General features: G+C 60.6%; 13 protein-coding genes. 3 read left to right on the top strand and 10 right to left on the bottom strand.

Translation table 11 applies throughout. The features are described 5' to 3' along the window. Positions 1-14: 14 nt before the first annotated feature. The 4 genes from HU724_RS17515 to HU724_RS17500 all read right to left on the bottom strand — a co-directional run bounded on the left by HU724_RS17515 (position 15) and on the right by HU724_RS17500 (position 4,380). Entirely contained in the window at positions 15-989 is a 975-nt protein-coding gene (locus HU724_RS17515; RefSeq protein ID WP_130888723.1) for a TRAP transporter substrate-binding protein, read from the bottom strand. A gap of 61 nt (positions 990-1,050) precedes the next feature. After that, positions 1,051-1,944 (bottom strand): SMP-30/gluconolactonase/LRE family protein, encoded by an 894-nt coding sequence (locus HU724_RS17510; RefSeq protein ID WP_186566513.1) that lies wholly within the window; start codon positions 1,942-1,944, stop codon positions 1,051-1,053. 43 nt (positions 1,945-1,987) lie between these two features. Further along, a complete protein-coding gene (locus HU724_RS17505; protein ID WP_016775186.1) occupies positions 1,988-2,812 on the bottom strand; it encodes an NAD-dependent epimerase/dehydratase family protein in 825 nt (274 codons plus the stop codon). Between the two features lie 272 nt (positions 2,813-3,084). Continuing rightward, positions 3,085-4,380 carry an OprD family porin gene (locus HU724_RS17500; RefSeq protein WP_186566515.1) on the bottom strand — a complete coding sequence of 432 codons (1,296 nt, stop codon included), beginning with the start codon at positions 4,378-4,380 and terminating at the stop codon, positions 3,085-3,087. A gap of 309 nt (positions 4,381-4,689) precedes the next feature. Between HU724_RS17500 and HU724_RS17495 the strand changes: the two genes are divergently transcribed. After that, complete coding sequence (locus HU724_RS17495; protein WP_016775184.1) at positions 4,690-6,345, top strand: MFS transporter; 1,656 nt, start codon at positions 4,690-4,692, stop codon at positions 6,343-6,345. Next, positions 6,342-7,484 carry an HlyD family secretion protein gene (locus HU724_RS17490; RefSeq protein WP_122612196.1) on the top strand — a complete coding sequence of 381 codons (1,143 nt, stop codon included), beginning with the start codon at positions 6,342-6,344 and terminating at the stop codon, positions 7,482-7,484. The genes HU724_RS17495 and HU724_RS17490 overlap by 4 nt, the downstream gene beginning before the upstream one ends. A gap of 65 nt (positions 7,485-7,549) precedes the next feature. Here HU724_RS17490 and HU724_RS17485 read toward each other — a convergent pair whose 3' ends face one another. Continuing rightward, on the bottom strand, positions 7,550-7,744 hold the full coding sequence (locus tag HU724_RS17485; protein ID WP_024013337.1) for a hypothetical protein: 195 nt from the start codon (positions 7,742-7,744) through the stop codon (positions 7,550-7,552). A gap of 107 nt (positions 7,745-7,851) precedes the next feature. Between HU724_RS17485 and thpR the strand changes: the two genes are divergently transcribed. Next, the gene (thpR, locus tag HU724_RS17480; RefSeq protein WP_186566518.1) at positions 7,852-8,391 is read left to right on the top strand and encodes an RNA 2',3'-cyclic phosphodiesterase; all 540 of its coding nucleotides are present in this window, start codon (positions 7,852-7,854) and stop codon (positions 8,389-8,391) included. A gap of 243 nt (positions 8,392-8,634) precedes the next feature. Here thpR and HU724_RS17475 read toward each other — a convergent pair whose 3' ends face one another. From HU724_RS17475 to HU724_RS17455, 5 genes are all read right to left on the bottom strand, one after another. Continuing rightward, positions 8,635-9,732, bottom strand: a complete 1,098-nt coding sequence (locus HU724_RS17475) for a polyamine ABC transporter substrate-binding protein (protein WP_095182000.1) — start codon at positions 9,730-9,732, stop codon at positions 8,635-8,637. 195 nt (positions 9,733-9,927) lie between these two features. Continuing rightward, a complete protein-coding gene (locus HU724_RS17470; protein WP_186566520.1) occupies positions 9,928-10,800 on the bottom strand; it encodes an ABC transporter permease subunit in 873 nt (290 codons plus the stop codon). After that, positions 10,797-11,711 (bottom strand): ABC transporter permease subunit, encoded by a 915-nt coding sequence (locus HU724_RS17465; protein ID WP_024013334.1) that lies wholly within the window; start codon positions 11,709-11,711, stop codon positions 10,797-10,799. Before HU724_RS17465 ends, HU724_RS17470 begins: the two co-directional genes overlap by 4 nt. After that, complete coding sequence (gene potA / locus HU724_RS17460) at positions 11,708-12,850, bottom strand: polyamine ABC transporter ATP-binding protein (protein ID WP_024013333.1); 1,143 nt, start codon at positions 12,848-12,850, stop codon at positions 11,708-11,710. Before potA ends, HU724_RS17465 begins: the two co-directional genes overlap by 4 nt. Positions 12,851-13,219: 369 nt before the next feature. Next, positions 13,220-13,981: a gamma-glutamyl-gamma-aminobutyrate hydrolase family protein gene (locus HU724_RS17455; protein WP_186566522.1), complete on the bottom strand. Its 762-nt coding sequence runs from the start codon at positions 13,979-13,981 to the stop codon at positions 13,220-13,222. Positions 13,982-14,001: the final 20 nt, after the last annotated feature.

Here is a 14,001-nt window from a genome sequence, read left to right as displayed (position 1 = left end):
CAAAGCGGGAGGCGTTACTGAACGGCTTCGATCTTTTTGATCAGGTCGGCGTACTTCGCGCCGTACTTTTCCCGTACTGGAGCGGTGGCGTCGTAGAAGGGTTTTTTGTCGACTTCGATGAACTCGACGCCAGCGGCCTTGAGTTTTTCTTCACTGGCAGCGGACTTCTTGTCCCACAGCACGCGCTCTTCAGCCTGGGCAGCCTTGGCGGCTTTTTTCACCAGTTGCTGTTGATCCGGAGTGAGTTTTTCCCAGGTGATTTTCGACATCACGATCGGCTCCGGCAGGATCAAGTGACCGGTCAGGCTGTAGAACTTGGCGTTCTGGAAGTGGTTGTGTTCGAGCAGGGTCGGCGGGTTGTTTTCCGCGCCGTCGATCACGCCGGTCTGCAGGGCGCTGAAGATCTCCCCGGTGTCCATGGCGATGCCGTTACCGCCCATGGCGTTCATCATGTCGATGAACATCGGATTGCCTTGTACGCGGATCTTCATGCCCTTGAGGTCTTCGAGCTTGCGCACCGGTTTCTTGGTGTAGATGTTGCGCGTGCCGCCGTCCATCCAGGCCAGGGCCACCAGGCCGAATTCGGAGTTGGTGATCTTGTCGAGAATCTCATCGCCCACCGGGCCATCGATGACGTTACGCATGTGTTGCTGGTCGCGGAAGATGAACGGCATGTTGAACACGTTCACATCCGGCACCACAGGGCCGACGATGCCCAGGCTGACACGCGACAGCTGCACCGCGCCGACCTGCATCTGCTCGATGACTTCCTTCTCGGAACCGAGCACACCGCCCGGGAAGTATTGGAAGGTCAGCTCGCCGTTGGTTTCCTTGGTCAGGGTATCGCCCATGGATTTTTCAGCCACCACGGTTGGGTAACCGGCGGGGTGAATGTCGGCAAATTTGAGTTTCATTTCCGCCTGAGCGGCACCGGCGAAGGTGAACATCAGCGGGAGTGCAGCGGCGAGCAAGGTGCGTTTGAAGTTCATGGGGGGTGAGTCTCCAGTCTTGTTATTTTTGTGTTCAAGGCGCAGCGGTGCAGCAGAGGGTCTAAAGCAAATCGTTGAATTGCGGTTCGGCGAGGCCCTTGACGCCCGGCTTCAGGGCGAACACGCCGCCGGCCAGCGATTGCGGGTCGTGGTCTTCGCCGGGGCGAATCGAGGCGACAAACAAGGTGTCCAGGTTGCTGCCGCCGAAAGCGCACATGGTCGGTTTCTTCACCGGCACTTCCAGGGAGAAATCCAGTCGGCCATCCGGGGCGAAGCGGTGGATCAGGCCGGCGTCGTTGGCGCAGATCCAGTAGCAGCCTTCGGCATCCACGGCGGCGCCATCGGGGCGGCCGGGGAAATGATTCATGTCGACGAAGATTCGGCGATTCGATGGCGTGCCGGTCTCGGTGTCGTAATCGAAGGCCCAGATCAGTTGCACATTGGGGTGCGAATCCGACAGGTACATGGTTTTACCGTCAGGGCTGAAAGCGAGGCCGTTGGGCACGATGAAGCCATCCAGCTGCGCTTCGATCACGCCCGTCTGCCCGGCGCTGTAGCGATAGAGCCGGCCTTCAGGCGCGTTCAGGCCCATGTTCAGCACCATGCTGCCCGCCCAGAAACGCCCTTGGCGATCGCAGCGACCGTCGTTGAGGCGCATGTCCGCGCGGCTGTGCTCGACAGTCGCGAGCAACTCACTGTCGAGGCTGCCGTCGCTGTGCGGGTGCAGGCGAAAGAAACCGCTTTCCATGCCGGCGACCCAGCCGCCACTGCGGTGGCGGGTGATGCAGGCGAGCATTTCCGGGGCCTTCCACGAGGCAACATGCCCGCTGTCAGCGCTCCAGCGTTGCAGCCCGCCGTTGGGAATATCGACCCAGTACAAGGCGTTTTCCTGCGGCACCCAGACCGGGCTTTCACCGACCGCGTTGCGGGCGTCGACGATCAATTCGGCTTGCATACTCATTCCCATGGTTTTTATTAAAGGGGATCAAGTCGAACGGTCAGTCGCCGAACGGGCCTGCTGCGACGAAGGCGCCGCCCTGATAGATCCGCGCCGGATCATCGTCGGCCGGCATCGGTTGCGCTTCGACCTTGTCGCGGAACACTTCCGAGGTGTCCTTGGCTTCGAAACCGAGGTGGCTGGCGTAGCGGTTGTCCCACCAGACGTCTTTGTTGGCGGACATGCCGTAGACCACGGTGTGGCCGACGTTCGGTGTGTACAGCGAGCGTTCGAGCAGTTGCGTGAGATCGTCGAAGCTCAGCCAGGTGTGCATCATCCGGCGGTTTTGCGGTTCGGGGAACGAGGAGCCGATGCGGATGCTGACGGTTTCGATGCCGTAGCGATCGAAGTAGAAACTGGCCATGTCTTCGCCGTAGGACTTGGACAAGCCGTAGTAACCATCGGGACGACGCGCTGAAGTGGCGTCGAGCTGTTGGTCCTGTTTGTAGAAACCGATGACGTGGTTGGAGCTGGCGAAGATCACCCGCTTCACACCGTGCTTGCGCGCCGCTTCGTAAATGTGGAACACGCCGCAGATGTTGGCACCGAGGATTTCTTCGAACGGGCGCTCGACCGAGACGCCACCGAAATGCAGGATTGCATCGACCCCTTCGACCAGTTGATGCACGGCTTGCTTGTCGGCGAGGTCGCAGAGCACGACTTCTTCGTGATCATCGACGGCCGGGGCGAGGGCGGCGATGTCGGACAGGCGCAGCACATTGGCGTAAGGGCGCAGGCGTTCGCGCAGGACTTTGCCGAGGCCTCCGGCGGCACCGGTCAGCAGCAGGCGGTTGAAAGGAGCGCGGGGGGTAGAGGTAGACGTCATGGCAATCCCTGAACACATTGTTATTAGGTTTGTTGTAGGTTGTCGTATGACTGCGCTGAAGTATCGGTAGGGTATCCGGATCTTGTCAACGCGACTTTTGGTGTAGATGACGGAAGGGGCGATTCATTTTCTCAAGACCCGATACCTGAATTGCAATGCAATCCCCTTGTGGGAGCGAGCCTGCTCGCGAATGCGGTGTGCCAGTCAGAACAAGTCGACTGGTCCGGCGCTTTCGCGAGCAGACTCGCTCCCACAGGGCAAACCGCCAACCGTTACAGCAACGAGATCGGATAGCTGATAAAAATCCGGTTCTCGTCAAATTCGTTGGTGCTGAAGTCCCGGCGAATGGTCGCGTTGCGCCATTTCACGTTGAGATTCTTCAGCGGGCCGCTCTGCACGGTGTAGGCCAGTTCCGATTCGCGGCCCCATTCCTTGCCGTCATTGGTGCTGGCGGTGTGTACGTTATCGCCGCTGATGTAGCGGTTCATCAGGGTCAGGCCAGGCACGCCCAGCGCAACGAAGTTGTAGTCGTGACGCACCTGCCAGGAGCGCTCTTTGGCGTTGTCATAACTGGCGTTGTAACTGTCGTTGGCCAGGGTGCCGCCGCTGGTGCCGTTGACGCGCATCCAGGCATCGTCGCCGGTGAGTTTCTGCAGGCCGACGTAGAAGGTGTTGCCACCGTACTTGGCCGAGAGCAGGGCGAACGCGGTCTTGTTGTCGAGGTCGCCCGCCTGAGCGCTGCCGTCTTCCTTGCCGGTGAAGAAACCGAGGTTGGCGCCCAGCGTCCAGTCGCCCATCGGCTGGCTGTGGCTGAGGTTGAAATACTGCTGCTGGTAGATGTCGGTGAGCTCGGCGTACCACACGCCGACCATCGTGCGCTTTTCGTTGAAGCTGTATTCGCCGCCGCCGAAGTTGAAGCGATCGGAGGTGAACGCACCGCGGCCGTTCATCGACATGTCTTCCATGCTCGCGTCGTTGCGCGGGCTGTTGCCACGGAACTGGCCGCCGTAAACGGTCAGGCCGTTGATCTCGGTGGACGTGATCTGGCCACCGCGAAAGGTCTGCGGCAGGGAGCGGCCGTCGTCGGAGCGCAGGATCGGCAGCACCGGCATCCATTCACCGACTTTCAATTCGGTCTTCGAGACTTTGGCTTTCAGCGCAACGCCGAGGCGGCCGAAGTTGTCGGCCGGGCGGCCGTCATCGTGGATCGGCAACAACTGCGTACCGCCAGTGCCTTTGCCGCCATCGAGCTTCTGCGAATACAGCCCGAGAACATCGAGGCCGAAGCCGACCGTGCCTTGGGTGAAGCCGGATTTGGCGTCGAGAATGAAGTTCTGCGTCCATTCTTCTGCCTTGCCCTGCGGATTGGCCGGGTTGACGAAGTTGCGGTTGAAGTAGGCGTTGCGCAGGTTCAGCGTGGCTTTGCTGTCGTCAAGAAAGCCTTCGGCATCGGCGCTCATCGGCAGGGCCAGAGCGAGGCTGCTGCAACCGATCAGGCTGAGGGTCGAACGCGGTTTGAAATGGGCAAAACGTGAAGGGCGGACGGAATTGCGGGCGAGTGGGCTCACTGTGACGCTCCCTGGATCGTTTGTTGTTTTTATTATTTGTCATACGTCGTCGTACAACATCGATGCGGATATTTCCCAGATTTACGGGGATTGTCAACTGGAAGTTATACGATGACCTCCCATGCGACGCAGAACCCCTGTGGGAGCGAGCCTGCTCGCGAATGCGGACTTTCCTTCAATGAAGTTGTCGACTGACACAGCGCTTTCGCGAGCAGGCTCGCTCCCACCGGGTTCCTTGGTGTCCGTCGAGTCGTGTATTGCCCGTCAAATTGCGGCAAACTTCCTCCACCCCCAGCACCAGGCCGATCCATGGATAAATACGCCCCGCGCAACTGGCAACCCCACGAAAAGCCCAGCCTGCCCGGTTCCCCGTCGACCCCGTTACACTCCACGCCCAAGCGCCTGGCTTATGCGGCGGTTGGCGTGCTGGTGGCGGTGACTGGTGGGTTGGGCAACTCGCTGGTGGTTGCCAACCTGCCTTACCTGCAAGGCTCGCTTGGCGCGACCACGGCGGAGATGGCCTGGCTGCCGGCGGCGTATGTGATGACCAACGTGTCGATGAACCTGCTGTTGGTGAAGTTTCGCCAGCAGTTCGGATTGCGCGCGTTCACCGAAGTATTTCTGGTGCTGTACGCGCTGGTGACCTTCGGCCATTTGTTCGTCAACGATCTCAACTCGGCAGTGGCGGTGCGGGCTGCCCACGGCATGGTCGGTGCGGCGCTGAGCTCGCTGGGTCTGTATTACATGGTCCAGGCGTTCCCGGCGAAATGGCGGCTCAAAGCGTTGGTACTCGGCCTCGGCACGTCGCAATTGGCGTTACCGCTGGCGCGACTGTTTTCCGAAGACCTGTTGCAGATCGCCGAATGGCGCGGCTTGTACTTGTTCGAACTGGGCATGGCCCTGCTGTCACTCGGCTGCGTGTTGCTACTGAAGTTGCCGCCCGGTGACCGTTTCAAGACCTTTGAAAAACTCGATTTCCTCACCTTCGCGATCCTCGCTACCGGTGTGGCGTTGTTGTGCGCGGTGCTGTCGCTCGGGCGGATCGACTGGTGGCTGGAGGCAGACTGGATCGGCGTGGCGCTGGCCTGTTCGATCGCGCTGATCATCATGGGCCTGGCCATCGAGCACAACCGCAGCAACCCGATGTTGATGACCCGTTGGCTGGGCAGCGGAACGATGATCCGCCTGGCGCTGGCGGTGACACTGATTCGCATGGTCACCTCGGAGCAATCCACCGGCGCCGTGGGGTTCATGCAGAACCTCAACATGGGCTATGAGCAGTTGCACAGTCTGTATGTGGTGATGCTGATCGGCAGCATCGCCGGGCTTGCCACCAGCGCGTTGACCATCGACCCCAAACATTTGCTGATGCCGTTGATCATTTCCTTGGCGCTGATGGCCACCGGTTCGGTGATGGACAGTTTCTCGAATAACCTGACCCGTCCCGCCAACATGTATTTCAGCCAGTTCCTGCTGGCATTCGGCAGCACGTTTTTTCTCGGCCCGACCATGGTCTTCGGCACGCGCAACGTGCTGACCAATCCGCGCAACCTGGTGAGCTTTTCCGTGCTGTTCGGGATCTGCAACAACCTCGGCGGACTGCTCGGTGCGGCGTTGCTCGGCACTTTTCAGATCGTGCGGGAGAAGTACCATTCCAGCCACATCGTCGATCACCTGGTGATGTCCGATCCGTTGGTGGCCGCGCGGGTGCAGAGCGGCGGCTCGGCCTTCGGCGGTTTGCTGGCGGACCCGAGCCTGCGCAATCTGGCCGGCATGCGCAGCCTCGCCAATGCGGCGACACGCGAAGCGAACGTGCTGGCCTATAACGATGTCTTCATGCTGATCGCGGTCATTGCCGTCCTGACTATGATCTGGCTTTCGATTCGTGCGTTGTGGCTGATGAGCACCACCAAAGCCATTGAACCGACACCTTCCGTACCACCCAGCGGTGCCACTTCTTCATGACCGAACCGACCACCACAACCACCAATGCCATCGCCGCCACGCCTGAAGGGGAGGCGCCGCCATCGTCACCGAATACCGCGCCGCGTTCGCTGCGGGTGCGGATCATTTCTTCGCTGGGCTTTGCCGCAATCGCCATCGTCGGCGTGCTGATCGTGTTGTATGCCTGGCAACTGCCGCCATTCAGCAGTGCGGTCGAAACCACCGAAAACGCCTTGATTCGCGGGCAGGTGACGATCATCGGGCCGCAGCTCAGCGGCTATGTGTTCGAGGTGCCGGTGCAGGACTTCCAGTACGTCAAGGCCGGGGATCTGCTGGTGCGTCTGGACGACCGCATTTATCAGCAACGCCTCGACCAGTCCCTGGCGCAACTGGCAGTGCAGAAGGCCGGACTGGCCAACGTCGTGCAGCAGCGCAACAGTGCCGAAGCGACGATCAAATTGCGTCAGGCGGTGCTCGCCGACAGCCAGGCGCAGTTGCGCAAGAGCGAGGCCGATCTGCGGCGTAATCAGGAGCTGGTGCGCGACGGCTCGGTGTCCAAGCGCGAATTCGACGTGACCCTCGCTGCCAACGCGCAAAGCACGGCTTCTGTGGCGCAGGCCAAGGCCAATCTGGAAATAGCCCGGCAGGATCTGCAAACGGTGATCGTCAATCGCGGCTCGCTGGAGGCCGCCGTGGCCAGCGCCGAAGCTGCGGTGCAACTGGCACGGATCGATCTGTCCAACACACGCATCGTCGCCCCGCGCGACGGCCAGCTCGGGCAGATCGGCGTGCGCCTCGGCGCCTACGTCAACTCCGGCGCGCAGCTGATGGCATTGGTCCCGGACCAGAAGTGGGTGATCGCCAACATGAAGGAAACCCAGATGGCCAACGTGCGTGTCGGGCAACCGGTACGCTTCACCGTCGACGCCTTGAACCACCGCAGATTCACCGGCCATGTGCAGCATATTTCGCCGGGCACCGGTTCTGAATTTGCCTTGCTGCAGGCCGACAACGCCACCGGCAACTTCGTCAAGATCGCCCAGCGGGTGCCGGTACGCATCACCATCGATCCCGATCAGCAGGAAGCAGAACGCTTGCGGCCGGGGATGTCAGTGGTTGTCAGCATCGACACCGCCGCCGGCGACACCCAACCCCACTGATCAATGCATGACCCTGTGGGAGCGAGCCTGCTCGCTCCCACAGGATTAGTGCTCACGAGCTCTATTCATTCGGGCGAGGGGGTGACCCGGCAACTTTTGCGGTTGCGGATCTGCTCGTCGCTGGGTCTCTCGCGAACGAATTCGAAGCGCGGTTCGCCTTCGCTGTAATGCACTAGCCAGCCCCATTCCAGTTCGCTTTCGTCCTGTCCGGGATGCGGTGGCCGGGCCCACCAGGGTTCTTTGCTGAGGATCTCGCGCATGGCAGCCTCCGGTTGATGGCAATCCTTGAACTATAGCTTCCTGTCGCGAGTCGTCAGAACAGGCTGTGTAGAATCGGCGCGATCATGACGATATGGGGGGCAGGGCGATGATTGATGAAGTGCGCAGGGATGAACCGTCGAAACGGCTGTTTTTCGCTTTGGACTGCCCGCCGGCGCAGCGCAAGGCAATCGCCCAGTGGCGCGCGGAGCTGGGTCTGCGCAGCGGCAAACCGGTGCCGGCGGATAACTTTCATCTGACTCTGCTGTTTCTTGGAGCGGTGCCGCTGGCGCAAATCCATGGCGTCTGCGAAGCAGCGGGCAATGTGCGTATTCCCGGCGAAACGTTGCGCATTGAGCTGGATCGCTTGCAGGTCTGGCATCGCGCCGGTGTGCTATCGCTGGCACCGGAACAGGCGCCGCCGGCGTTGTTGCGCCTGGTCTACGCGCTGGAACAGGCGATGCTGCCGTTCGGTTTTGACGAGCCCACCCACGAGTTCCGCCCGCACCTGACACTGGCGCGGGAGTACCGCGCGCCGGAGCCGGAAGCGCGCACACCGCCGGAGTTCTTTCTGCGTGCTGAACGCTTCGCTTTGTTCGAATCGCACAAGGGCCGCTATCGGGTTGTGCAGGACTGGCCGCTGATCTGAACGAACAAAAAAAGGCGCCCGAGGGCGCCTGCAAATTCACCCGAGCCGAGGGAGCCGGGTGAGGCCGTTCAGAGCAGGGTGCAGCGGTGGTAAGGCGCTGCGTGAACGGAAATTTTCAGCACTGCATTGCTTCATTGTGGGAGCGAGCCTGCTCGCGAAAGCGTCGGCACATCCGGCATCTCAATTGCCTGACACAGCGCCTTCGCGAGCAGGCTCGCTCCCACATTTTGATCATCGGTGTTTTTATTTACCAAGCTTCACCCGCGTCCAGCCACGCGTCATGATCCGCTGTGTGGCAATCGGCTGATCCGGCACTGCATACAACGTGGCCATCACCGCTTGCGAAGGATACGAGCCCGGTTCGTTGCGGATCGCTTCGTCCACCAGTGGCGTGGCCGCTGCGTTGGCGTTGCTGTAGCCGATGCTGTTGGTGACTTCGGCTATGATGTCCGGGCGCATCAGGAAGTCCATGAACAGGTAGGCGTTGTCGACGTTCGCCGCATCACGGGGGATGGCGACCATGTCGTAGAAACTGCCGGCGCCTTCCTTGGGAATGCTGTAGTCGATCACCACGTTGTTGCCCGACTCAACCGCACGGGCCTTGGCCTGCAGGACGTCGCCGGAGTAACCGACCGCCACGCAGATGTTGCCGTTGGCCAGATCGGAGATGTACTTCGAGGAGTGGAAGTACGCCACGTAAGGACGGATTTTCATGAACAGCGCTTCGGCCTCGGCAATGTGCGCCTTGTCCTTGTCGTTCACCGGATACCCCAGATAGTGCAGGGCGGCCGGGAGCATTTCGGTCGGCGAATCGAGGAAACTGATGCCGCAGGCTTTGAGCTTTTCCGCGTTCTCCGGTTTGAACAGCAAGTCCCAGGAGTTGGTCGGGGCGTTGGCGCCGAGTACTTCCTTGACCTTGGCCGGATTGAAACCGATGCCGATCGAGCCCCACATGTACGGGAACGCGTGCGCGTTGTCCGGATCACTGGCGGCGGCGTTTTTCAGCAGCACCGGGTTGAGATTCTTCCAGTTCGGCAGCTTCGACTTGTCCAGCGGCTGGTAGACGCCGGCCTTGATCTGTTTGGCCAGGAAACTGTTCGACGGCACGACGATGTCATAGCCGGATTTGCCCGCGAGCAGGCGCGCTTCCAGGGTTTCGTTGCTGTCGAAGACGTCGTAGGTCACGCGAATGCCAGTCTCGTCTTCGAACTTTTTCACGGTGTCCGGCGCGATGTAATCGGACCAGTTGTAAACACGCAGCACCTTGTCGTTGGCCTGGGCGCCCATGACCATCGCGCCCATTAAGGACAGTGTCAGCAGAGTCCTGCCAAACATTTTCATCGGTACAACTCCCTTCTTCTTATTCAACAAAACAAAAGCTCGGTGCACTTGAACCTTGTGGCGAGGGGATTTATCCCCGCTCGGCTGCGAAGCAGTCGCAAAACCTGAATACGGAGTCTTCAGGTAGACCTGCAGGGGCCGCTTCGCAGCCCAACGGGGTTAAATCCCCTCGCCACAGTTGTTTATTGGTGTTGCTCAGGCTGTCGCCGCTGCTGGCTGTTGCCACGACTCGTTCGCGGTCTGATCCATCGCTTCCTGGATCGCTTTTTTGCGGTTGGCCTCTGCCTTGCGGCCGAAGTACCAGACCAGGAAAGTCACGAGCGACACTGCCAGCAGAATCAGGCTGGCCACGGCGTTGATCTCAGGTTTCACGCCCAGGCGCACCGCCGAGAACACCTCCATCGGCAGCGTCGTCGAGCCCGGCCCGGAGACAAAACTCGCCAGCACCAGATCGTCCAGCGACAAGGCAAACGACATCATCCCGCCGGCGGCCAGCGACGGCGCGATCATTGGAATGGTGATCAGGAAAAACACTTTGAATGGTTTGGCGCCGAGGTCCATCGCCGCTTCTTCGATCGACAGATCCAGCTCGCGAAGGCGCGCGGAGACTACCACCGCCACATAAGCGGCACAAAAGGTGGTGTGGGCGATCCAGATGGTGACGATGCCGCGCTCCTGCGGCCAGCCGATCAGCTGCGCCATCGCCACGAACAGCAGCAACAGCGACAGACCGGTGATCACTTCCGGCATCACCAGCGGCGCGGTCACCAGGCCACCAAACAGCGTGCGACCCTTGAAGCGCGTCACCCGCGTCAGCACGAACGCCGCCAGCGTACCCAGTGCCACAGCGGCAATCGCGGTGTAGCAGGCGATTTCCAGCGAGCGCAGCACCGAGCCCATCAGTTGCGTGTTGTCGAGCAGGCCGACATACCACTTGATCGACCAGCCACCCCACACCGTCACCAGTTTCGAGGCGTTGAACGAGTAGATCACCAGGATCAGCATCGGCAGATAAATGAACATCAAGCCGAAGATCAGCATGAATTTGGAAAAGTTGAAGCGTTTCATCCCCGTGCCTCCATCTCTTTGGCCTGGCTGCGGTTGAACAGCAGAATCGGCACAATCAGGATCAACAGCATCACCACCGCCAGCGCAGAAGCCACCGGCCAGTCGCGGTTATTGAAGAACTCCTGCCACAGCACGCGACCGATCATCAGCGTCTCCGGGCCACCCAGCAGTTCCGGGATCACGAACTCGCCGACTACCGGAATGAACACCAGCATGCAACCGGCAATGATGCCGTTCTTGGCCAGCGGCACGGTGATCTTCCAGAAGTTGTTGAAGTTGCTCGAACCCAGATCCTGCGCGGCTTCCAGCAGGCTGTTGTCGTGCTTGACGAGGTTGGCGTAGAGCGGCAGGACCATGAACGGCAGATAGGCGTAAACCACACCGATATAGACGGCAGTGTTGGTGTTGAGGATCTCGATCGGGTGATCGGTGAGCCCGGTCCACATCAGGAACCCGTTGAGCAGACCGTTGTTGCTGAGGATGCCCATCCACGCATACACGCGGATCAGGATCGCCGTCCAGGTCGGCATCATGATCAACAGCAGCAGGACGTTTTGCGTTTCCTTGCCGGTCTTGGTGATCGCGTAGGCCATCGGGAAACCGATCACCAGGCACATCAGCGTGCTCAGTGCCGCGACCTTCAGCGAGCCGAGGTATGCGGACAGATACAGCTCGTCTTCGCCGAGCAGGGTGTAGTTGCCGATGTTCAGCAGCAGCTGGAATTTCTGTTCGGCGAAGGTGTAGATCTCCGAGTACGGCGGGATCGACAGCGCGGCTTCCGAGAAGCTGATCTTCATCACCAGAAAGAACGGCAGCATGAAGAACAGGAACAGCCAGATGAACGGAATGCCGATCACCAGTTTTCGTCCGCTGGGCACCAGGCGCAAGAATTGCTGATTGAAAGTTCTCATGAGCGCAGCACCACGCCGCTGTCGTCTTCCCACCAGACGTAGACCTTGTCGTCCCAGGTCGGCCGCGCGCCACGGCGTTCGGCATTGGCCATGAACGACTGGACGATCTTGCCGCCGGGCAGCTCGACGTAGAACACCGAATGGCCGCCGAGGTAGGCGATGTCGTGGACCTTGCCTTCGGACCAGTTGTAGCGGAACTCCGGTTGGGTGGTGCTGACGAGCATTTTTTCCGGGCGGATGGCGTAGGTGATCGACTTGTCCTGCACCGAGGTGCTGACGCCGTGACCGACATAGATCTTCTGCTGCAAGTCGGGGCTGTGAATGATCGCGTGGCCTTCGAGATCTTCCACCACCGTGCCGTCGAAAGCGTTCACGTTGCCGATGAATTCGCAGACCATGCGGCTGACCGGCGCTTCATAAATGTCCACCGGGCTGCCGATCTGCGCGATCCAGCCCAGGTGCATGATCGCGATGCGCTGGGCCATGGTCATGGCTTCTTCCTGATCGTGGGTCACCATCACGCAGGTCACGCCGACGCGCTCGATGATCTCCACCAACTCCAGCTGCATCTGCGAACGCAGCTTTTTATCCAGCGCACCCATCGGCTCGTCGAGCAGCAACAGTTTCGGCCGTTTGGCCAACGAGCGGGCGAGCGCCACGCGCTGCCGCTGGCCGCCGGACAACTGGTGCGGGCGGCGCTTGGCGTATTGGGTCATGTGCACCAGGCGCAGCATTTCTTCGACACGGGCATCGATTTCGCTGGCCGGCAAGCGGTCCTGTTTGAGGCCGAAGGCGATGTTCTGTGCCACGGTCATGTGCGGGAACAGCGCATAGGACTGGAACATCATGTTGATCGGCCGCTCGTACGGCGGCATGTCGGTGATGTCCACGCCATCGAGCAGAATCCGCCCCTCGGTCGGCCGCTCGAAACCGGCGAGCATGCGCAGCAGAGTCGATTTGCCCGACCCGGAACCGCCCAGCAGCGCGAAAATCTCGCCCTGATGGATCTCCAGGGACACATCGTCCACGGCCACGGTTTCGTCGAACTTCTTGGTGACACGATCGACTTTCACCAGCACCTTTTTTGGTTGCTGCTGACCTTCGAGTGCCTTGCGGTAAGTGCTGGAGGCGTTTGCCATGTGAAACTCCCAACAGGTGTCGTGTGCCTGGCCAATGTGGCCGGGCTTAAGTGGATTGCGGAGCGGTCCGGAATGCCTGTCAGCTGGCGCAGAACCTGTGGGAGCGAGCCTGCTCGCGAATACGGAGTGTCAGTCGACATCATCGTTTGCTGATACACCGCTTTCGCGAGCAGGCTCGCTCCCACAGGGGATATGCGTTGACCTGAGTGGCCTTTGTCCGTACCGATCCGGCTTGTTCGGCGCCGCCGTCCTGGCTGCCTGGGTCGTACTTGTTGTTATCACGGGTGTTGCAGTTCACGACTGGCGGATGTGCAAACGCACACCCGCCAAGCGTGGGGGCAGTAAATCGTTATCTGGTTTGGGATTGCGTCAGCGCTGACTGCGCTTCGCCGCCCGTTGCCGGCACGCTGCGCCGAACGCCTGGAAAATCTTCAGGTAGTTCGGGTTGTCCAGCACTTGCCATTCCGGGTGCCATTGCACGCTGAGGGCGAAGGTCGGGCTGTGCTCGACCGAGATCGCTTCGATCAAACCGTCCGGCGCCACGGCTTCAGCACGCAGCCCGGGGGCGAGGCGGTCGATGCCCTGACTGTGAATCGAATTGACCTGAAATTCGTCGGGCAGCTCCAGCGCTTCGAACACACCGCCAGCGATCACGCTGACCGCATGGGCCGGGGCGTATTGCACCGCCACATCCGGGCTGTCGGCTTCACGGTGATCGAGCATGCCGGGCAGCTCGTGCACCTTCTGATGCAGGCTGCCGCCGAACGCCACATTCATTTCCTGGAAGCCACGGCAGATACCGAGCACCGGAACGCCCGCCGCAATGGCTGCACGCAATAAGGGAAGGGTAGTGGCGTCACGGGCCGGATCATGATCCGTGCCGAGGGCACTGGCCGGGCCTTGATAGTGGAAGGGCTCCACGTTCGAGGGAGAGCCGGTGAGCAACAGACCGTCGAGCTGACCGAGCAGGTCATCGATTTCAGTCAGGTTGCCGAGGGAAGGAATGACCACTGGCAACCCTTGGGCGCCAACGCTGACAGCACGTAGGTACTTGTCACCGCTGATGTGATAGGGGTGCAGGCCAATCTGTTTGACGCACGCAGTAACGCCGATCAATGGCTTGAATGCCATTTTTATTCACCTCGAAGTCT

The organism is Pseudomonas iranensis, assembly GCF_014268585.2.
Classification (GTDB): Bacteria; Pseudomonadota; Gammaproteobacteria; order Pseudomonadales; family Pseudomonadaceae; genus Aquipseudomonas; species Aquipseudomonas iranensis.
The sequence above is the reverse complement of the archived record's forward strand: the minus strand, read 5'-3'. Positions and strand labels throughout refer to the sequence as shown.